The organism is Enterococcus sp. GPZ-007, from assembly GCF_059374735.1.
In genome coordinates, this window is record NZ_JCAFYN010000002.1 from 183,123 (window position 1) to 203,907 (window position 20,785).

A 20,785-nucleotide genomic window follows, 5' to 3' on the forward strand; every position below is an offset into this window, starting at 1 on the left:
CAGGGTGATTATGTTTATTTGAATATTCTCTAGCTTTGCAAACGTTCTTCTAAATGCTATTCTATGATAGGAAGAACAGTCATGGGGAAAGGTGGAAGGTATGAAGAAGACTCGAGTACTGTATTTAGAAGTCGCGGAAAAGATCAAAGAAGATATTTTTTCCGGTAAATATCCGGTTGGAACGATGCTGCCGACAGAAACAGAGTTTGAACAGCTTTTTGATGTCAGTAAGATCACTGTGAGAAAAGCGATTGAGCTATTAGCCGCGGATGAATATGTGGAGAAAAAGAGCGGAAAAGGAACAACGGTTCTCAGCGAACGTCCTTATAATAAATTATCAAAGGCTATCAGTTTTACGCAAATACTTGAAAATTCAGATTTGTCTGTAGAAAAGGTCGTTTTATCGGTCAATCGAGTAAAGGTTAAGGAAACGGACCCGGCATACGAATATTTTGGCTCAGAGGCGGTTTGCTTCGAACGGATGTATTTATTAGGGGACAAGCCCTATATCTATTTTAAGCATTTTTTACCGATTGGATTGAAAAGAGTCACCAAAAAGGTCTTGGAGAAGGAATCACTGTATCGGATTCTTTATCAAAATGGTCTGGATATTGAACGCTTCAGGGATAACTTCATCGCGATTCCTTTGAATTCGGAGCAACAGCAGCTGCTTCAAACAGAAGAGACACTGGCTTTAAAACGAATCAGAAAGTCCTATGATTATGAGGAGCAGGTTGTGGAATATTCAGAGGCTCTTTACAATACCAATAACCATGCGTATCAAATTGAATATGAGACTTAATAAGTAAGCTATGACGCGATAATGTCATAGCTTTTTTGTTTATGTTTTTTTTACTGAAAGGAGTGGTCATTGAAGAAATGTCTGAGCTATCATGGCTTCAGCGGAAATAATCAAAATTTCTTAAATGATGGAAAAAAATAAAATTAAAAAAGCGTTTACGAAAGTGGATCGATGTGTTATTATTTCATCTGTAAACATTATAACGTTATAAACGGAGGTAGAAAAATGGACAAATTAGTTAGCACGATTGAACAAAAGCTGATGCCTTTCGCGAATAAGATCGGCACGCAGCGACACATGATGGCAATCAGAAAGGGAATCGTGGCGACGATGCCGCTGACGATCGTTGGATCATTTTTCACTATTTTCTTGAATTTCCCGATTCCTTCTATTGCCGCAATGATTGAACCGTATTTAGCAATTTTAGACATTCCTTTTCGCTACACCGTTGGTATTTTAGCACTTTATGCGACCTTTGGGATTGCCTCTCAATTAGCAAAAAGCTACAAGGTGGACTCATTAACGGCTGGAATCTTGTCAGTTATGGCATTTCTAGTGACTGCGGCTCCGCCTTTACGGGTCTTCGACAATGTTGAAGGTGTGATCGACGCTGGTCGTTATATCAACATTGCCAATCTTGGCGCAGCATCACTATTTGGCGCGATTGTTACTGCTCTTATTTCGGTTGAGATCTATCGTATTTTCATTGAAAAGAACATTACGATCAAAATGCCTGACGGTGTTCCGCCTGAAGTGACGAACTCATTCATGGCTTTGATCCCTGGTGGCGCGATTCTTTTACTTTTCTGGGTTGTTCGTCATATGATCGGCTTTGATATCAATGGTTTCTTGAGTAACCTGTTGATGCCGTTCAAAGATGTTTTAGCTGGAAATAGTTTGTTTGGCGGGTTGTTGACGGTATTCTTGATCTGTTTCTTCTGGGTTCTTGGTATTCATGGTCCAGCGATTATGGGTCCTGTGATTCGTCCTTTCTGGGAATTGTCGATCGCTGAAAATATGGAAGCTTTCGCAGACGGCGCAAGCGCTCATGCTATGCCAAACATTTTCACTGAACAATTCTTACAATGGTTTATCTGGATCGGCGGAGCAGGAACGACGTTAGCGTTAGTTGTCTTCTTCATGTTCTCGAAATCTAAATACTTGAAGAGTCTAGGTCGTTTATCATTCTTGCCAGGATTATTCAACATCAATGAACCAATGATCTTCGGTGCTCCGATCGTAATGAACCCATTACTTGGGATTCCATTCATCTTGGCACCATTAGTAACAACGACATTATCGTACTTCTTAACAGTCTCAGGCTTGATTCCAATGATGGTAGCTCGTTACGGCTTCACGATTCCAGCGCCAATTGCCGCTTGGATGAGTACGGACTGGAGCATTGGTGCAGCGATCCTAGTTCTGGTGAACTTCGGAATTTCGATGGGTATCTACTATCCATTCTTCAAAGTATTTGAAAAACAACAATTAGCCCGTGAAGCGGCTGAGTTGGAAGCAGAAGAACAAGCGAAAAAAGAGAAAGCGGCAGCTTTACAAGGTGCTACTTCTTCTAACTAGTCAAAAGCAAGTCCGAACGTTCTTTAAAATAAGAAAGGATTGAGAGGGTAGTCGGATGACTATCCTCTTCGGTGATACTATGAATTTAATTTATTTAGTTTTACTTTTTTTCGCAAGCCATATCTACTTGGAAAAAGGCAAGCTACCACAAAGAGTGGAAGAATTGAAGCTTAGATATATTTTATTAGGCTCTTTAGGCGCGATTATCGCAGCGATCGTATTAGGAGTACTTTTACATATTGCGTCATTTTTGGTGATGACCGTGACCGTTTGCGCGGCTTCGCTCATCGCTTATAAATATCGCGCAAAATTTGATGACATGGAACGAGGGAAAAGTGTATGAAACGTGTATTAGGAATTTCAGTTTATCCGGATCATAGTGATATCGAACAGGATAAAGCATATATTGAACTGGCTCATAAATATGGCTTTGGTCGGATTTTTATGAGTATGCTGGAGGTCACAGAAGGTAAAGAAGTCGTTAAAAAGAAATTTAAAGACCTGATCTTCTTTGCGAAAGACTTGGGTTATGAAACCATTTTAGACGTCGCACCGAATATTTTTGAAGAATTAGGTATTTCTTATGATGATATGAGCTTCTTCCATGAATTAGGTGCAGACGGGATTCGTTTGGACTTAGGTTTTGACGGCAGTAAAGAAGCGATGTTGACCTATAATCCTTTCGGCGTGGCGATCGAGTTGAATATGAGTAATGATGTTGCTTATTTAGATAATATCTTGACCTATGAAGCCAACACGCCTTTCTTATATGGCTGTCATAATTTTTATCCGCAGGAAGGAACGGCTTTGCCATTTGACTTCTTTGTAAAATGTAGTGAGCGTTTCAAAGCGCATGGTATCAGAACCGCGGCTTTTGTTACTTCACAAGTCGGCGATATTGGTCCGTGGGATATCAATGATGGGTTGCCAACCTTGGAAATGCATCGTCATATGCCAGTGGAAGCTGCAACGAAGCATCTATTCGCGACGAAGCTGATTGATGATGTGATCATCGGCAATGCCTATGCTTCGGAAGAAGAGCTGAAGGCGATGGGTGAAGTCGATCGCTATCAAACAGAATTGTCTGTTGAATTTGTTTCTGGTGTCAATGAAGTCGAAAAACAAATCGTGCTGAATGAACAGCATTACCGCCGTGGCGATATCACGGATCAAATGGTTCGTTCGACAAATGTGCGGAAACTCTATAGCAAAGAAGCGAATCCAGCGCATGACAATGAGATCGAATTCCAGCCAGGCGATATCGTGATCGGCAACGATGGCTTTGGCAAGTATAAGAATGAGCTGCAAATCGTTTTAGAGGCTCATAAGGATTTACGCAAGAATAAAGTGGGACAGATTATTGCAGATGAGCAAATCTTATTACCATTTATTCATGCTTGGTCAAAATTTAAATTTACAGAAAAGTAGGAACGAAATATGTTGGACTTAGTTGTAAGAAATGGCAAAACGATTGATGGGCAGAAGTTCGAAGTTGGAATTTCTGATGGGAAAATAGTTGAGATTGCAGATCGTATTGATAGTGAGAGTCAACGTGAATTTGTCTTGACGGAAGATCAGTACATGTCTCCAGGATGGATCGATGATCATGTGCATTGCTATGAGAAGATGACGCTGTATTATGATTATCCCGATGAAGTGGGAGTAAAACGCGGAGTCACAACAGTGATTGATGCTGGGACGACGGGTGCTGAAAATATTGGTGATTTTTGTGAATTAGCCAAGAAATCGAAAACGAATGTCTATGCGCTGTTGAACATCTCAAAATGGGGCATCGTGGAACAGGATGAGCTGGCAGATCTGACAAAAATTCAACGGGATGCGGTCAGAACAGCGATTGAGAAATTTCCTGAGTTTATCGTTGGCTTGAAGGCTCGTATGAGTAAAACGGTGATTGGTTCAAGCGGGATCGAACCGCTGAGACTCGCGAAAAAGTTCCAAAGCGAATACGGTGAGCTGCCTCTAATGGTTCATGTGGGTTCTGCTCCGCCGGAATTATCTGAAATCATGGAGTTGATGGAAAATGGCGATGTGCTGACCCATTGCTTCAATGGCAAAGAAAACGGGATTTTTGACCGCGAGAAGCATCAAATCAAGGATTTTGTTTGGGAAGCTTACAACAAAGGCATCATTTTCGATATCGGTCATGGAACCGACAGCTTTAATTTCGAAGTAGCAAAGCAAGCCTTGAACGAAGGCATGAAAAGTACGTCGATCAGCTCCGACATCTATGTGCGTAACAGAGAGAACGGCCCCGTCTATGATCTAGCCACGACGATGGAAAAACTTTTCGTGGTAGGGTATTCTTGGGAGGAGATCATCCAGCAAGTAACCGAACGACCAGCTGAAAATTTCCACCTAAAAGGCAAAGGGAAACTGGATGTCGGTTATGATGCGGATCTGACGATTTTTACGATCAAGGAATCAGAAAAAGAATTGATCGATTCCAACGGAAATACCCAGATAGCTAGACAGGAAATTGTTCCTATGGAAACGATTATTGGAGGTCAGATCTATGACAATTAGTTTAGACAAGCTAGGATTAAAGGAAGTCATCAACGCCTCTGGACGGATGACGATCCTAGGTGTTTCGAAGGTATCAGAATCAGTCATGGCAGCCCAGCGCTTTGGCGGCGAACATTTTTTTGAAATGGCTGATTTGAGCGAAAAAACGGGTGCTTATATCGCCAATCTTTTGCAGGTGGAGGATGCGCAGATCGTTTCTTCTGCCTCTGCGGGAATCGCTCAAAGTGTCGCGGCAGTGATTGGGCAGGGGGATATTTACCATGCGTATCATCCCTACACTGAGCGAATCACGAAACGAGAAATTGTTTTGCCGAAAGGGCACAATGTCGATTACGGGACACCAGTCGAGGTGATGGTGGAGCAAGGCGGCGGAAAAGTTGTCGAAGCCGGCTATGCAAATATGTGTTCAGCGGACCATTTGGAAATGATGATCACCGAAAATACAGCGGCGATTCTTTACATCAAGAGTCATCATACCGTTCAAAAAAGTATGCTGACGGTTGAGGAAGCAGCTGCTGTTGCGAAAAGAAATCAGCTGCCATTAATCGTGGATGCGGCGGCTGAAGAAGATTTATTCTTCTATTATAAGGCAGGTGCTGATCTAGTCATCTATTCTGGCGCAAAAGCGATTGAAGGACCAAGTGCTGGCTTAGTGATCGGTAAGAAAAATAAAATAGAGTGGGTTCGCTTGCAGGGCAAAGGGATCGGCAGAGCGATGAAGATCGGCAAAGACAATATCCTAGGCTTTACTCAAGCAATTGAAGACTATTTGACCAATGGCAGTGAGTCTGGGGAATCAATGCAAAGCAGATTGGCACCATTCATTGAGTCAGTCAATCAAATCAAAGGCTTAACTGCAAAGATTGTTCAAGATGGCGCAGGCCGTGATATCTATCGCGCAAGTGTTCATGTTTCAGGCAGTCATACAGCGAAAGAAGTGATCGCCGAGCTGAAGCAGGAATCACCCGCTGTTTATACGCGAGAGTATCAAGTCAATAATGGTATCATCGAATTTGATATCCGTTCTGTGAATGCAAATGAAATGATTATGATCGAAGCACGTTTACGCGAGATTATGGAATAGGAAGGGAACAAATAAATGTCACTACAACCAAATTATTTAGAAGATCGAATTTGTTTAAATGTATTAGCGAACTCAGTGGAGAACGCCAAAGATTGTTATGAAGCAGCAGAAGGACAAGTAGTTTTGGGTGTGCTATCGAAGAATTACGAGAGTGACGAAGTAGCGATCGCTGATATGAAAAACTATCAAGCAGCAACCAACAATGCTCTGTCTGTTGGATTGGGCGCCGGTGATCCGAATCAGAGTCAAATGGTTTCCCGCATTTCGGGCGAATTACAGCCGCAGCATGTGAACCAAGTCTTCACTGGTGTTGGTACATCGAGAGCGTTGCTTGGTCAATCTGATACAGTCATCAACGGATTGGTGTCACCAACTGGTAAAGTCGGCTATGTGAATATCGCGACTGGACCTTTGAGCTCCCAAGGTGCAGAAGGGATTGTTCCAATTGAAACGGCGATCAAGCTGCTTCAAGATATGGGCGGGAGCTCAATCAAGTATTTCCCAATGAAGGGCCTTGCTCATAAAGAAGAATTCAAAGCAGTGGCGGAGGCTTGCGCCAAATATGATTTCTATTTGGAACCAACTGGTGGTATTGATTTAGAAAACTTTGAAGAAATCGTTCAAATTGCTGTCGACGCTGGTGTGAAAAAGATCATTCCCCATGTTTACAGCTCGATCATCGATTCTGAAACGGGTGATACACGTCCTGAAGATGTTAAAACGTTGCTTGAAATGTGCAAGAATACGTTGAAGTAAGAAGAAGGGAGTTACCAATGAAATTTGCAGCTTTTGGCGAGGTGATGCTGCGGTTATCACCGCCAGAATATTTGTTGTTGGATCAAACGAATGAATTGCGGATGGATTACACCGGCACCGGTGTCAACATTATGGCGAATCTGGCTCAGTTTGGTTATGAAACTTCTTTAGTGACTGTGTTGCCAGATAATCGGTTAGGCCAAGTGGCTAAATCAGCGATTGCTAAATATGGGATCAAGACTGATTTATTATCATTCGCCCATCAGCATATTGGCAGCTACTTCGCGGAGAATGGGTATGGTGCACGACCAACACAGGTAACCTATCAAAATCGTCACCACAGTTCATTCGGTGTCAGCAATCATGAGGCTTATGATTTCGAGAAGGTGCTTGCTGAAAATGACCTGATCCAGATTTGCGGAATTTCCTTAAGTTTGACCGATGAGACACGAGATGCAGCCCATACTTTGGCGAAAAAAGCGGCTGATGCTGGAAAAAAAGTCTGTTTTGATTTTAATTTTCGTCCCAGCTTGAATACTGAGCCGAATAAAGTTGCTTTCATGAAGGAACAGTATGAAGAAATCCTGCCTTATTGCGATATTGTCTTTGGCAGTGTGCGGGATCTGACTGACCTGCTTCAAATGGAGATGACAGGTACGGCGGATGAATTGATTTTACAATTTATGGAGAAGTATCAGATTGATTGGTTTGCAGGAACAAAGCGCTTTTCCGAAAAGAGTCAAAAACAGCAGCAAGGCTTTCTTTACAGTCGTGAAACACAGGCGGTTAGTACGAAGCATGAGCTGACTATCTTGGATCGAATCGGTGCCGGAGATGCCTACGCTGCCGGTGTTTTGACCGGATATGCGGAAAACTGGAGTCTAGCAGAAACAGTTGAGTTTGCAGCTATGAATGCCGTGCTAGCTTATACGATCCACGGAGATGTACCGTTGACAACGAAGGAGCAGGTGTTCACCGTTTTGGAGAATCCTGGGATTGATTTGATTCGCTAAGAATAAAAAGTGAGCAGCCTCGTTTTGGTTGCTCACTTTTTTTGTTTATCTGACCGCAAAAATTTTTTAAACAATTACTCGATGAAAGGATAGCATACGGAAAACTGAATCCAAAAAATATTGTGAACGTTCGAATTTCTGTCCTTTTCGTCATTAGTTGACAGTTACTGCCACTATTTTGAATCATTCTATGCGAATAAGTAATAAAAGATCGCAAAAATTGGTTTTCTTTCTGCTAGTTGAATCTGGTACAATTGTAGTAGAAATGGATAGCATTTATTAATTATTGCGTATTTTAGTAAAACAGGTACCTAAATTGAAATGAGAAGGGAAGTGAAGGATAACTATTTGTGAATCGCTAAACAAATAGGGTTTCCGAAGGTATGAATCGAAAAGCACTATGGGTTACACAGACTGGGGTATTATTAGCTTTATTAATCGTGGTACAAGCAGTGACATCGGGGTTAGGCAACACTTTAGTAACAGGTTCTTTGGTCAACTTGATCTTGATTGTAGCTGTAACAACAGGCGGGTTTGCTAGTGGATTCACCATTGCGTTGCTTTCACCATTATTTGCTTTTATGTTTGGCATTGGGCCAGCATTCCCGCAGATTGTGGTTTGTGTCGCGCTTGGTAATGCAGTCTTGGTAACGATTTGGCATTTGATTGCCGGCATTAATAAAAAGCAAGGAGTCATGAACTTTGCGATGGCGACCTTAGTCGGAGCGCTTGCCAAGTTTGGCGTGTTGTATCTATCAATCGTTCAATTCGTTGTTCCAATCCTGCTTAAAATGCCTGCACCGAAAGCGGCGATGGTCTCAGGCGCATTCTCATTCCCACAATTAATCACAGCTTTGATCGGCGGAGGTTTATCAATCTTAGTTGTTCCAGTTCTTTCTAAAGCATTGAATCGTCAAAGAGTGAGATAATAAACTAAAAAACGAGGACCCTAATCTAATTTCGATTAGGGTCCTCATTTTTTATTAAACTCCTACATTCATCCGATCGCGATAGCTGGTGTGGAGAATGTGATGAGCTTTCAAGCTGCCTGGTTTTTCCAGGAATTCTTGATAGATTTTTTGGACAATCGGATTATCATTTGATTTACGCAAGCCTTTGTCCTTATCTTCCGCGTATAATGCTGCAGCTCGTTTGGTTTTCAAGTCAACAAAGTTGCGCACGGCTGCTGGTTGAACCGGTTGTCCGCCACCGTTGATACAGCCGCCAGGGCAGCCCATGATCTCAACGAAATGATAGAATTTTTCACCGGATTCGATTTTTTCCAGTAATTTCTTCGCGTTGCCGATTCCTGATGCGACAGCGACATTGATCGTTGCGCCGCTCATTTCGTAGGTTGCTTCTTTGATTCCTGACATTCCGCGAACTTCAGTGAATTCCACTTGTTCTAGTGAATGACCAGCTAATGTTTCCGCAGCTGTTCTCAAAGCCGCTTCCATAACGCCACCGGTAGCACCGAAGATATAACCGGCACCAGTTGCTTCACCTAATGGATTATCGAAGGCTTCGTCTTCTAATTCGACGAAACGAACACCGGCTTTATCAATCATTCGAGCCAATTCGCGTGTCGTCAAGGCAACATCACAGTCAGAGTAACCAGCTGCGGCCTCGTCTTCTCGGGTGACTTCGAATTTTTTCGCTGTACATGGCATGATTCCAACTACAAAGATATCTTTTGGATCGATGCCTTCTTTTTCCGCATACCACGTTTTGGCTAAGGCACCAAACATCTGCTGCGGAGATTTACAGGTCGACAGGTTCGGAATCAATTCTGGATGATAATGTTCACAATATTTGACCCAGCCTGGTGAGCACGAGGTAAACATTGGGAATGGTCCATTGTTTCCGACCCGCTCCAAGAATTCATTGGCTTCTTCCATGATGGTAAAGTCAGCGGCCACGTTGGTATCGAAGACTTTATCAAAGCCGATCCGACGTAAAGCTGAGACCATTTTCCCTTCAACATTGGTACCGATCGGCATATTGAAGGCTTCACCTAAGGTTACTCGAATAGAAGGAGCTGTCTGAACGATCACGTGTTTCGTTGGATCTTCCAACGCATCCCAGACTTCTTGGGTCTGATCTTTTTCATGGATCGCGCCTGTCGGACAAACCACGATACATTGTCCGCAAGAAATACAAGGCACTTCGCTTAGGTTTTGTTCATAAGCGCTGCCAATATGGGTGTCAAATCCGCGATTATTCGGACCGATTACGCCAACTGCCTGCCATTTCGAACAAGCGGCTACACAACGGCGGCAAAGGATACATTTATTGTTGTTGCGGACCATGTGTACGGCACTGTCATCAAACTCGTATTCACAGTTTTCGCCATTGAAGTAATCTTCATCCGCGACATTGAACTCTTTGCAAAGCTTTTGCAGCTCACAATTTCCGCTGCGGATACATGACAGACATTTTCTTTCGTGAGTAGAGAGAATCAACTCTAATGTAGTTTTCCGTGAATTGAAGACTTTTTGTGAATTTGTTTTAATCTCCATGCCTTCACTGATTGGATAGACACAGGCTGTCACTAGGCTGCGGGCACCTTTAACTTCCACCACACACATGCGGCAGGCACCGATTTCGTTAATTTCCTTTAAGAAGCAAAGGGTAGGGATCTCAATATTGTTTACACGTGCTGCTTCGAGAATAGTCGATCCTTCTGGAGCAGTACAGATTTTTCCGTTGATGGTAATCATAACTTCTTTCACTTGCTCCACCTCCTATATGACTGTGATCGCATCGTAGCGACAAGTATCAATACATAAGCCACATTTCGTACAGATCGACTGATCGATTTCGTGGACTTGTTTCACTTCACCACTGATCGCACTTACTGGACAACCTTTCGCACAGGCTCTACAGCCGGTACATTTATCTGGCAGGATCCGATATTGGATCAAGTTCTTACATACACCAGATGGACAACGACGTTCTAAGACATGGGCTTCGTACTCCTCTCTGAAATAGCGCAGGGTAGAGAGCACAGGATTTGGCGCGGTTTGTCCCAGTCCACATAGTGAGTTTTCTTGGATGTGGTGACAAAGCTCTTCCATCTTATCCAAATCCTCCAATGTTGCTTTACCGATCGTGATCTTATCCAATAGTTCAAGCAGGCGTTTGGTTCCGACCCGACACGGCACACATTTTCCACAGCTTTCTTCCACGGTAAATTCCAAGAAGAATTTGGCGATGTCTACCATACAGTTATCTTCATCCATGACGATTAATCCGCCGGAACCCATCATCGAACCGATCTTCTTCAAGTTTTCATAATCGATCGGCACATCATAATGTTCAGAAGGGATACAGCCACCTGAAGGGCCACCGGTTTGAGCGGCCTTGAATTTCTTGCCGTTAGGAATCCCACCGCCGATATCTTCAACGATTTCGCGTAAAGTCGTTCCCATCGGAATCTCTACCAGACCGGTATTCTGAATTTTACCGCCCAAGGCAAAGACTTTGGTTCCTTTTGATTGCTCCGTTCCGAAGCCAGCAAACCATTCAGGACCTTTGAGAATAATCTGTGGAATGTTCGCCAGAGTTTCAACGTTATTGACGATCGTTGGTTTGCCAAATAGACCTTTGACCGCAGGGAATGGGGGACGTGGACGCGGTTCGCCGCGATGACCTTCGATACTTTCCAGCAAGGCCGTTTCCTCACCACAGACGAAAGCACCAGCCCCTAAACGCAGATCCAAATCGAACGAGAAATCGCTACCAAAGATGTGCTTGCCTAGTACGCCTTCTTCTCGTGCTTGCTTGATGGCGATACGTAATCGATTGACAGCGATTGGATATTCAGCCCGAACATAGATGTAGCCTTGATTTGCGCCAATCGTATAGCCGGCGATCGCCATTGCTTCAATGACTGCATGTGGATCGCCTTCTAATACAGAACGGTCCATAAATGCACCCGGGTCGCCTTCATCGGCGTTACAGATGACATATTTCTGATCCGACTGACTCGCTTTGGCGAAGGACCATTTCATGAAGGTAGGGAAGCCGGCACCGCCGCGTCCCCGCAAGCCGGAAGTTTCCAGCGTACTCAATACATCGTCACGGGAATACTCGTTAACGACGGTAGCTAAAGCTTGATAGCCGTCAAAGGCGATATATTCTTCGATTCTTTCAGGATTGATACGTCCACAGTTTCGCAGAGCCACTCGCTTTTGTTTATGGTAGAAAGGTGTGTCCATCAGTTTGTTGATGACTTCTTTGGTTTCTGAATCATGATACAATAATTTCTCGACTAGTTTTCCTTTGATTAAGTGTTCTGAGACGATCTTCTTCGCATGCTTCGCCTGAACATGATGATAAAAGACCGCTTCTGGATAAATAATAACGATCGGTCCTTGGGCACAAAGCCCGAAGCAGCCGGTTTTAACGATATTTACTTTGTCTGTTAACTCGTTTTTCGCTAATTCCTCTTTCAAAGCCTCGACAAATTCAATACTCTTAGATGAAATACAACCAGTTCCGGCACATACAAGAATCTCTTTCTCGTATTGCTTGTCTTCGGCTGCCGCATCAACCAAACGCATCGTGACCGTCTGACGATAGGTGTCTCGAAGTTCTTTTAACTCATTCCAATCTTTCATATTTTTTACTCCTGACTCTTGAAGTTTTATTTAACAACAATACATTTCCAAAAATTTTTATATTTTTGGAAAGGGAGGATCGATGGTTTTCTACTCTTGCTTTTGGTAGGTAACTAGTACTTTGTCGGCTTTTTTCTTCGTCAAACGACCATAGACTTCTTCATTGACTGTTAATACAGGCGCTAAACCACAAGCGCCAATACAACGACAAGACTCTAAAGTGAATTTTCGATCGGCCGTTGTTTGACCAGGTTCGATATTTAGCTCAGTCGCATAGGAATCTAAAATGTCTCCGGCGCCCTTAACATAGCAGGCTGTTCCCATACATACACTGATCGTGTACTCTCCCTTAGGCACAAAGGTAAATTGGCCATAGAAGGTCGCTGTACTGTAAAGCTCTTCCATCGGAATCTTTAATTCAGTAGAAAGCCTTTTCAAAACCTCGATCGGCAAATAGCCATAAATCCTCTGTGCATCCTGCAAAGCCGGCATCTGTGCACCGCGCTGTCCCTTCAATTCCTCTATGCAAGCTTGGAATTCTTGTTTTTGACTTTCTGTTTCAATAAACTCAAACGCTACTTCTGTACTCATATATCTCTGTATCCTCCTTTCTGACGCTTAATCAAAATCATGAACGATCACAATACATCCAATTAAGAAAGTTATTGTTTATAGAACAAGTATATCAAAAATGAAGTCATGTTTGTGATTAAATAGACAAATGAGAATGAGAACTGTTCTCGCATGAAATAACTAGGGTTATCTTTGATAAATCAAAGCTGGATAAGCCATAAAGGGAACGATCCAAAGTCAAAAAAATATTTATCTGTGGTTATTAAAAAGAATGAATGGGTTTTCAAAAAGTGAAATATAATATAGTATTGGCTGTGAATTCTCCTCTCTAATTCAATTTGTTGTTATTTTTAAAATAATTGTGAGGACTAGTTGGAACAGAAAAACTAAAAAGCTATTGTTCGCATTTTCTTCAAAATAATAATAATTTTAGATTGGAATTGGAATAATTCTAGACGTATGATGGATTTGAGTATAAGTAAATGCAAATCGCTTTGGAATATTCATTGTAAGCGATCGCATAAAAATGGGAAGTGAGTGGTGAGGTATGTTAACGAAGCAACTGCAGCGAACTTTATTTTCAATGAAGCGAGTCAATTTGGAAAAGAAAATCGAATCGTATTATTAGGATACAGATTTTGTCGTGGAGTATGTCATTGCGGTACTCGTGCGGGTAGTGCTGACGACGAGTGATTTTTCTTTTTATTTGAGGATGCAAATGGGAAAAAGCAAACGTGGCGACTACGTGATGCTGATTCGAAAAACACGGTGAAGGAAACTAGAAGAATATTGAAAATACTGACTACTTTGTCGATCTTTCAAAAGGATAGAACCCAAAAAAAAGATCAATTCTTCCGCTCCACCGATTGAAAAGAATCTAACTCCAGCTATGGCCGCAGCAGGCGAAGTGCAAGAAGGGAGCAATGAGCAAAAAGAAAAATTAACATCGAAAAAATCGAAGAAAAAAATGACGAAAGCAGATCAAAGGCTGGTGAACAGTTTTTTGGCAGGGTAAAAAGAAAGGGAGGTAATGAGAAAATTTCCTAAGAGAGGTAGTTTTACTTGTTGTGGATTGAAAGAATAATGAGGGGGACTTTTAGGATCAGTGGTTTCATAGATCAAGGTAGCTTATTGAGTGTTCTTAATACGAGAAATTGGATTGCCTTGTTTTTCTTTGCTTGTGCGTCAAAACTTCCTATATAATAGAATAAATGAATCGATAGAGGGTGGAAGCTTCATGAGTCGGGAGGACATATTTTTTACAAGAAAGAAAATCAATCGTAAGAAAATACTGGCTTATGGCTTTAAGAAAAATACTGAACTCTACATATATGAGACCAAGATCATGGACGATGAGTTCAAGTTGACCATCTCAATCTCTAACAAAGGGGCGATCGATACTGAGCTGATCGAAATTGCCAGCGGCGAAGAGTATGTGCTGCATCGAACTTCGGCTGGTGGCTCGTTTGTTGGTTCAGTGAAGGCAGAATATCAGGCGATTCTCCAAGACATTGCTGAGAGCTGTTTCGATACAGAAGTTTTTCAAAGCGCTGCAGCAAAGGAAGTCATCTACTATATCCGAGAGACGTATCATGATGAATTGGAATTTCTCTGGGCTAAGTCTCCTGGAAACGCGATTTTTAGAAGGAAGGATTCAAAAAAATGGTATGCGGCTTTATTAACGATTCAAAAAAACAAACTAGGTTTGCCATCAGATGAACAGATTGAGATTTTGGATTTAAGAAACCTGCCAGAAAAAGTCGCCGCGTTAGTGGACGGACAGAAGTTTTTTCCTGGCTATCATATGAATAAGAAATATTGGTTAACAGTCTGTCTGGATGGTTCTGTTCCCTTTGAGGAAATCAAAACACTCATTGATGAAAGCTTTTTGTTGGCTGTTAAGTAAAAGCAGTAGCTGAAAAATCGGCTACTGCTTTTTAATTGGGATTCGAACTTCGAAGGCTGGCTCAGCCGTGGCAGACTGATCCTGATACATCTCCAGCTCGAAAAGGATCGACTCTGTTTGGTTTTCTAATAATTCCTTTGACTCATGATAAACAGCTTGGATAGTTGCTTGAGTAGTCACTTTGGTCAAATAGCGAGTTTTGGGCAAACTATGTACGTTTTTATGTAATCTGGGCTTTTTTTGGAGGTTAATAGTTGTTAATTTACTTATTTAGAAAAGATGATTGACATGGGACGCGTCCCATAGTTTATATTCTATGTAGAGGAAGTAAGATATGATAAAGGGAGGTGGGGATTCCTTTGGCAAATATTCGCGATATCGCTGAAATGACTGGCGTATCTAAGACCACTGTTTCAAGGGTGATCAATAATCATCAATATGTTTCAGAGGATATCAGAGAAAAGGTCCAAGCAGCGATCGAGAAGACCGGCTATGTGGTTAATGGCAATGCGGTGAAACTGAGTATGGGAAAAAATTACACGCTGGGAGTGACGCTGCCCTACAACAGCTCCTGTTATGATCGTCTTGTAAACAGCTTGCTGTTTCATGCGCGAGAAAAGGGCTATCAGGTTCTGCTTTTGCCTACCTATTATGATGAAAAGACGGAGAACGAGTATTATTCCCTGCTGGAAAAGCGAATGATCGACGGTTTGATTTTGTCTTCCCGCGCGAGTAATTTAGACAATTGGACCAAGCTTAAATCACGAGGACGGATTGTCTCCACAGAAAAGGTCTCGAACCCTAAGATACCCATGATCTATCCTGATCGAAAGAAGGTCTATGATGCTCTTTTTCGGGAGTTAGCGGAACAGGGCTTTACCAAGGTTGTTTTCACGAATAAACGAGATCTCTCTCAAAGCACCAGTGCCAAAGATAAAGCTGAATGCTATGAGAAGTATTTTGGAAAAGTAGTTGAAGGACAGAACTTTTTTACGGGTATTGAAGGCTATGACAGCGGCTATTATTGGGCAAAGGAAACCTTTAAGGTCCTGCCGATTCCTGAAGTAATCTATGCAAACGCCGATGACACAGCGGCTGGGATAATCAGCGCTTTGCAGGAATTGGGCTTTACTCATAAGCAAGACTATCAAATCATTGGTGAGGGCAATCTGCCATACAGTCAGTTGCTGAATTTTTCCACGATTGATTTTTTACCGAATGAAGTGGGCTCAGCGGTGATCGATTATATTTTATCAGATCAAGGGATGGTAAACGTGGCGCTGGAGCCGCGCTTTATTAAAAGATAGCTTTTAACCAAAAAATGGATTCAAGAAAGGAAAGTTAACGATGCATATTGAACACGTAGCAGTTTACACAAAGGATTTAGAAAAAATGAAGGCGTTCTATGAAAAATACTTTAACGTCAGCAGTACCGAGCTTTACCACAATAAAAGGACCGGCTTCAAATCATATTTTGTCAGCTTTGATTCAGGCAGCCGCTTGGAGCTGACGTCTAAACAGCATCTATCAAATCGTGTAGCAGAAAGTTTAGGCTATACCCACATGGCAATTTCTGTGGGAACAAAGGATGATGTCGATAACTATGTCGAGCAATTCTTAGCTGACGGCTTCCCGTTATTGAACGGACCGAGAACCACTGGTGACGGCTATTATGAAGCAGTGATTCAGGATCCAGAAGGTAATTTGATTGAATTGACAACAGATTAAAACTACGAGCAGCAGTCGAAGAACAATCGGCTGCTGCTTTTTGGTCGCAGAACGAGTTTGAAAAATTGAATAATCAGCAGTAGGATTGAAAGAGTAAAAAGAGAGGGGAGTACGAATGGAACAAAAGAATGAACGAAAATTGTATAATGAGCGTTTAGCACAAGAAGATGATTTCTTTAAACAATTTGCTGCACTGGATAATGAAACGTATCAAGCCAATGTACTAGATAAGAGTCAAAAGGAACTGATCGGCTTGACGATTTCGATCATGTCGAGATGCGAAGAGTGTATCCTTTACCATTTGGAGGAATGCCAAAAGGCAGGTGTCACGCGAGCGGAAGTGCTGGAGGTGGTCAAGCTGACTGTCATCGGAGGCGGCTCTGTGCTGTATCCTATTGCTCGGAAAATTTTGTGGATGCTGGATGAATTGAAGTATGATCAGGTTTAGGTTGATTTCTCTCTCTTCGTTTTGCTATACTATTGGTGAAAATAAATCAAACACCTATATAACGAATGGAGTATGTTTTGTGAGTGTCACAGGTATCTAATCAATAAGCTGAATAGCCGAATGAACGTTGTTTTATTTGGTGTGCTTGTAGAAGTGATATCTGTCGAATGAATCGTATTTTTGTATTCTCAAGGCGATAGTATGACTATCGTCTTTTTTGTCTATTTTTAGGTGAAGAATTTATTTTCGAGGCAGATATCTCTGGAAAAAATGAATATCTAAAAAGGAGAATGGTCTATGCTATCGGAAGTAAATGCATTTTACATGAATAGGAGAGAAAAGAATATGAAATTAGGAGAAAAACAACTATATGAATTCAAACACTATCGGAAACGCCCCAGCTGAAACAATCGCACAAATTACAGCTGTTTATAAAGATCTATTTGAAATCTCCACTGAAAAAGGTCAAGGCTTCGCCAGAGTCAAGCGTGGACGCTATGATAATAAACAAGAAGTTTATCCAACTACTGGTGATTATGTTGCTGTTGATTGGCGAGGAGCGGATCAAAGTATTATTTTACGGACGCTGCCACGAACGTCAGCGTTGTCACGGCTAGATTCTTTTAATGGCAAAGAACAAATGATCGCAGCCAATTTTGATTATATTTTCATCATGCAATCGTTGACTCATGACTTTAATCTACGGCGTATGGAACGCTATCTGACACTTGCCTGGCAATCAGGCGGAATACCGATTATCTTGTTGACTAAAATGGATCAGGTGAAAGGTTATTCTGACCAACTCAAGGCGACACAAGAGATTGCCTTGGGAGCAAATGTTCACGCAATCAGTGCGCAAACAGGTGAAGGAATTGCCGAACTAGATCCATATTTTCAATCAGACAAAACAATCGTATTGGTAGGTTCCTCTGGAGTAGGAAAATCTACCTTAATCAATCGCCTATTAGGAAAAGAAGTGATGGAGACACAGACGATTCGCGAAAAAGATGGTCGCGGACGCCATACGACGAGCCATCGCAAATTATTTACGTTGGATAATGGAACGAAATTGATAGATACTCCCGGGATGCGTGAAGTTGGCATGTGGGATGTTCGTCAAGGTCTGGAAGAAAGCTTTGCGGATGTTGAAGCGTACTTTGGCAAATGCAAATTCAACGACTGTCGCCATAAAAGTGAGCCGGGCTGTGCCGTCAAAGAAGCGTTGCGTAATCAAGAACTATCGCCAGATCGTTGGGAAAGCTATTTGAAGCTTCATGCAGAAGCAAAATATACTAATGATAAAACGGCTTATTTACGAGAAAAAGAGATCTGGCTGAAAGATATCAGTAAATTTGTGCGTCAATTAAAAAATAATTATCAAATGAATGCCTGTACCGAAAGTTTTATTTGCCAAGAATGTGGCATGCCGGCGAATCCAGAAAGTGCCGGCAGTCAGCATCGCAATCACTGCCCACATTGTTTGGTTAGTCTCCATGTAGACAACCGGCCAGGCGATCGTTCCTCTTTATGTAAAGGAAAGATGGAACCGATTAGTATTTGGTCAAAAGCAGATGGCGAATGGGCCATCATTCATCGCTGCCGAGATTGTGGGACGCTAAAAACGAATCGCGTCGCGGCGGATGACAATCAGAAGTTGTTGATCGGCATAGCTGAAAAAGCCTTGAAGCATCCGCCGTTTAAATTAGGATAAGAAGAAGCCCCTCAGATTTTTTTCTGAGCGGCTTCTTTTTTCTAAATAGAGTCATTGGCGGCAGAGGAGAAAACGATATGAGTGGAAGGCGTGCCAAAACGCATCGTTTCGTCAATGAATGCCTCTAAATGTTCCATGTTATCAGCCACGACCTTTACTAAATAACTATAATGCCCAGCGATGTGGTAGTATTTCAATACCATTTTTTGTTTGGCACAAAATTCGCGAAAGGCTTTGCAATTGACCGTTTCAAATAGGATGAAAGCCGTAATGCTTTTTCCCATCTTCTGATAGTTGATATTAATGGTGTATTTGTCGATGATGCCCTGTTCTTCCATTTTAGTGATGCGTTCTTTTACAGCAGGAGAACTAAGGGAGACTTGCTGAGCAATTTCGCTATAAGGAGCACGGGCGTTTTCTTTCAGCAGATTCAATATTTTTTTATCTGTTTTATCCATTTTGCATCAACCTTTCATATGTTAAGTAAAACCCCTAAAAACTTTCTTTTTGCAAAGTGATTAGCCTAAAAGACTTTACAAACAGACTGTCGATTCAATTATTTATACTTTATCATAGATGAAACGAAAGGGAGGAAGTCAAATGAAAAAAGTCTTATTATTATTAGCCAATGGTTTTGAATCTTACGAAGCGAGTGTTTTCACCGATGTGTTTGGCTGGAATCTTTATGAAGGGGATCGGAGCACAGAGCTTGTTTCGGTTGGATTTTATCCTGTTTTAGAGTGTACTTGGGGGTACTCTTGTATTCCTATGCGTCAGCTTGATGAAATTGATTTAGCTGAGTTTGATGCATTAGCGATTCCCGGCGGATTTGAGCAAGCGAACTTCTATGAAGATGCGTTTAGCGAAGAATTTTTGACCGTTATCCGTTATTTCAATCAACAGGAGAAACCAATCGCTGCTATTTGTGTCGCGGGGTTGGCTGTCGCCAAAAGCGGTGTTTTAACGAATCGGGCAGGCACGACCTATCGCTTCGAAAATAATCCCCGACAGGATCAAATGCGAGAATTAGGGGTACAGGTTAAGTCAGATGAGCGAATTGTCGAAGACCGCAACATCATTACTTCCTCCTCTCCTGAAACGGCATTAGATGTTGCTTTTCTTTTATTAGAGAAGCTGACTGATCAAGAAAATACACAGGAAGTAAAAAGAAGAATGGGCTTCTCTCTTTAAGAACTCGCAAATTCGGGCAAAATTGGCGAGCATTTGAAAGCTCTGTCATGATAAAATTATTTTTGTACTAAAGATGACAGGAGGAAACCGAATGAAATTTAAAGGACCAATGCTAGTAGTCAAGGATATGGAAAAAGCCAAAAAGTTTTACACCGAAGTGATCGGGATTCGTGTAATTGCCGACCTAGATGAAAATGTGACATTAACTGGTGGACTATCTTTACAAACGGAAAGCTCATGGTCGACATTCACGAATTGTACCAGTGATTTTTTCACGTATCATGGCAATGATACCGAGATGTATTTTGAAGAGGAAGACTTCGACGGCTTTCTAGAAAAAATTGCCTCTTTGGATGTCGAGCGTGTGGGTGAAGATATGGAAATGCCGTGGGGACAAAAAGTAGTCCGGCTTTATGATCCAGATAAGCATATCATTGAGATTGGGGAAGACTTGAAGGTCATGATGAAACGATTGCATGCGACTGGTTTAACGGTCGAACAGCTATCTGAAAAAACATTCATGTCGCCAAAAATGGTGGAACGGCTGTTGAAATAAAGGGAATAATTTAAATACTTTACATTTGGAAAGAAAAACTACTCAACACTTTACTATTGGAAAGTATTGAGTTTTTTTTGATTTTTAAATCATCGTTCATCATTATATATTCCTCCTAAATTCATCTTCTGTATTACTAATGACAACATTACTAAAATAATGTTAAAGAACCTGTGAAAACTTTTTTTGATTTTTGATTGACTCCCACGTTACGTGTGACTCTATACTATAAGTATGGATCTGTGTCAATAAAGTGGACTCATTTTTTGAGAT

At 41.8% G+C, this 20,785-nt stretch carries 22 protein-coding genes; 17 read left to right on the forward strand and 5 right to left on the reverse strand.

Features of this window, described 5'->3' with window-relative positions:
• The first annotated feature begins 100 nt into the window (after nt 1-100).
• From AC4J95_RS02645 to AC4J95_RS02685, 9 genes are all read left to right on the forward strand, one after another.
• The gene (locus AC4J95_RS02645) at nt 101-802 is read left to right on the forward strand and encodes a GntR family transcriptional regulator (protein ID WP_494548488.1); all 702 of its coding nucleotides are present in this window, start codon (nt 101-103) and stop codon (nt 800-802) included.
• 225 nt (nt 803-1,027) lie between these two features.
• A complete protein-coding gene (locus AC4J95_RS02650; RefSeq protein ID WP_494548489.1) occupies nt 1,028-2,380 on the forward strand; it encodes a PTS sugar transporter subunit IIC in 1,353 nt (450 codons plus the stop codon).
• Nucleotides 2,381-2,435: 55 nt separating this feature from the next.
• Complete coding sequence (locus AC4J95_RS02655; RefSeq protein ID WP_494548490.1) at nt 2,436-2,723, forward strand: hypothetical protein; 288 nt, start codon at nt 2,436-2,438, stop codon at nt 2,721-2,723.
• Complete coding sequence (locus AC4J95_RS02660; protein ID WP_494548491.1) at nt 2,720-3,808, forward strand: DUF871 domain-containing protein; 1,089 nt, start codon at nt 2,720-2,722, stop codon at nt 3,806-3,808. The genes AC4J95_RS02655 and AC4J95_RS02660 overlap by 4 nt, the downstream gene beginning before the upstream one ends.
• A gap of 9 nt (nt 3,809-3,817) precedes the next feature.
• Nucleotides 3,818-4,924 carry an amidohydrolase/deacetylase family metallohydrolase gene (locus AC4J95_RS02665; protein WP_494548492.1) on the forward strand — a complete coding sequence of 369 codons (1,107 nt, stop codon included), beginning with the start codon at nt 3,818-3,820 and terminating at the stop codon, nt 4,922-4,924.
• Complete coding sequence (locus AC4J95_RS02670; RefSeq protein WP_494548493.1) at nt 4,914-6,008, forward strand: DgaE family pyridoxal phosphate-dependent ammonia lyase; 1,095 nt, start codon at nt 4,914-4,916, stop codon at nt 6,006-6,008. Before AC4J95_RS02665 ends, AC4J95_RS02670 begins: the two co-directional genes overlap by 11 nt.
• Nucleotides 6,009-6,023: 15 nt before the next feature.
• A complete protein-coding gene (gene dagF, locus AC4J95_RS02675; RefSeq protein ID WP_494548494.1) occupies nt 6,024-6,764 on the forward strand; it encodes a 2-dehydro-3-deoxy-phosphogluconate aldolase in 741 nt (246 codons plus the stop codon).
• A 17-nt stretch (nt 6,765-6,781) separates the two neighbouring features.
• Nucleotides 6,782-7,777: a sugar kinase gene (locus AC4J95_RS02680; RefSeq protein ID WP_494548495.1), complete on the forward strand. Its 996-nt coding sequence runs from the start codon at nt 6,782-6,784 to the stop codon at nt 7,775-7,777.
• 383 nt (nt 7,778-8,160) lie between these two features.
• Complete coding sequence (locus AC4J95_RS02685) at nt 8,161-8,706, forward strand: ECF transporter S component (RefSeq protein WP_494548496.1); 546 nt, start codon at nt 8,161-8,163, stop codon at nt 8,704-8,706.
• A 54-nt stretch (nt 8,707-8,760) separates the two neighbouring features.
• On the opposite strand, the gene AC4J95_RS02690 is transcribed toward AC4J95_RS02685, so the two are convergent.
• From AC4J95_RS02690 to AC4J95_RS02700, 3 genes are all read right to left on the reverse strand, one after another.
• Nucleotides 8,761-10,509, reverse strand: coding sequence for an NADH-dependent [FeFe] hydrogenase, group A6 (locus AC4J95_RS02690; protein WP_494548497.1), 1,749 nt, complete (start codon nt 10,507-10,509; stop codon nt 8,761-8,763).
• Between the two features lie 12 nt (nt 10,510-10,521).
• Nucleotides 10,522-12,399, reverse strand: a complete 1,878-nt coding sequence (nuoF, locus tag AC4J95_RS02695) for an NADH-quinone oxidoreductase subunit NuoF (RefSeq protein WP_494548498.1) — start codon at nt 12,397-12,399, stop codon at nt 10,522-10,524.
• Nucleotides 12,400-12,489: 90 nt separating this feature from the next.
• A complete protein-coding gene (locus tag AC4J95_RS02700; protein WP_494548499.1) occupies nt 12,490-12,990 on the reverse strand; it encodes an NADH-quinone oxidoreductase subunit NuoE family protein in 501 nt (166 codons plus the stop codon).
• A 625-nt stretch (nt 12,991-13,615) separates the two neighbouring features.
• Here AC4J95_RS02700 and AC4J95_RS02705 point away from each other — a divergent pair.
• Together AC4J95_RS02705 and AC4J95_RS02710 are read left to right on the forward strand one after the other, a co-directional pair.
• Nucleotides 13,616-13,744, forward strand: a complete 129-nt coding sequence (locus tag AC4J95_RS02705) for a hypothetical protein (protein ID WP_494548500.1) — start codon at nt 13,616-13,618, stop codon at nt 13,742-13,744.
• A 465-nt stretch (nt 13,745-14,209) separates the two neighbouring features.
• Nucleotides 14,210-14,878: an MmcQ/YjbR family DNA-binding protein gene (locus AC4J95_RS02710; protein ID WP_494548501.1), complete on the forward strand. Its 669-nt coding sequence runs from the start codon at nt 14,210-14,212 to the stop codon at nt 14,876-14,878.
• A gap of 21 nt (nt 14,879-14,899) precedes the next feature.
• Here AC4J95_RS02710 and AC4J95_RS02715 read toward each other — a convergent pair whose 3' ends face one another.
• Nucleotides 14,900-15,085, reverse strand: a complete 186-nt coding sequence (locus AC4J95_RS02715) for a hypothetical protein (protein WP_494548502.1) — start codon at nt 15,083-15,085, stop codon at nt 14,900-14,902.
• Between the two features lie 152 nt (nt 15,086-15,237).
• Here AC4J95_RS02715 and AC4J95_RS02720 point away from each other — a divergent pair, with 152 nt between their 5' ends.
• From AC4J95_RS02720 to rsgA, 4 genes are all read left to right on the forward strand, one after another.
• Entirely contained in the window at nt 15,238-16,185 is a 948-nt protein-coding gene (locus AC4J95_RS02720) for a LacI family DNA-binding transcriptional regulator (protein ID WP_494548503.1), read from the forward strand.
• 40 nt (nt 16,186-16,225) lie between these two features.
• Nucleotides 16,226-16,606, forward strand: coding sequence for a VOC family protein (locus AC4J95_RS02725; RefSeq protein ID WP_494548504.1), 381 nt, complete (start codon nt 16,226-16,228; stop codon nt 16,604-16,606).
• Between the two features lie 115 nt (nt 16,607-16,721).
• Nucleotides 16,722-17,054: a carboxymuconolactone decarboxylase family protein gene (locus tag AC4J95_RS02730; protein ID WP_494548505.1), complete on the forward strand. Its 333-nt coding sequence runs from the start codon at nt 16,722-16,724 to the stop codon at nt 17,052-17,054.
• Nucleotides 17,055-17,424: 370 nt separating this feature from the next.
• Nucleotides 17,425-18,765 (forward strand): ribosome small subunit-dependent GTPase A, encoded by a 1,341-nt coding sequence (gene rsgA / locus AC4J95_RS02735; RefSeq protein ID WP_494548506.1) that lies wholly within the window; start codon nt 17,425-17,427, stop codon nt 18,763-18,765.
• 41 nt (nt 18,766-18,806) lie between these two features.
• Here rsgA and AC4J95_RS02740 read toward each other — a convergent pair whose 3' ends face one another.
• Nucleotides 18,807-19,223, reverse strand: a complete 417-nt coding sequence (locus tag AC4J95_RS02740; protein ID WP_494548507.1) for an Lrp/AsnC family transcriptional regulator — start codon at nt 19,221-19,223, stop codon at nt 18,807-18,809.
• 142 nt (nt 19,224-19,365) lie between these two features.
• Between AC4J95_RS02740 and AC4J95_RS02745 the strand changes: the two genes are divergently transcribed.
• On the forward strand, nt 19,366-19,956 hold the full coding sequence (locus AC4J95_RS02745) for a DJ-1/PfpI family protein (RefSeq protein WP_494548508.1): 591 nt from the start codon (nt 19,366-19,368) through the stop codon (nt 19,954-19,956).
• 91 nt (nt 19,957-20,047) lie between these two features.
• Entirely contained in the window at nt 20,048-20,512 is a 465-nt protein-coding gene (locus AC4J95_RS02750) for a VOC family protein (RefSeq protein WP_494548509.1), read from the forward strand.
• Nucleotides 20,513-20,785 lie beyond the last annotated feature (273 nt).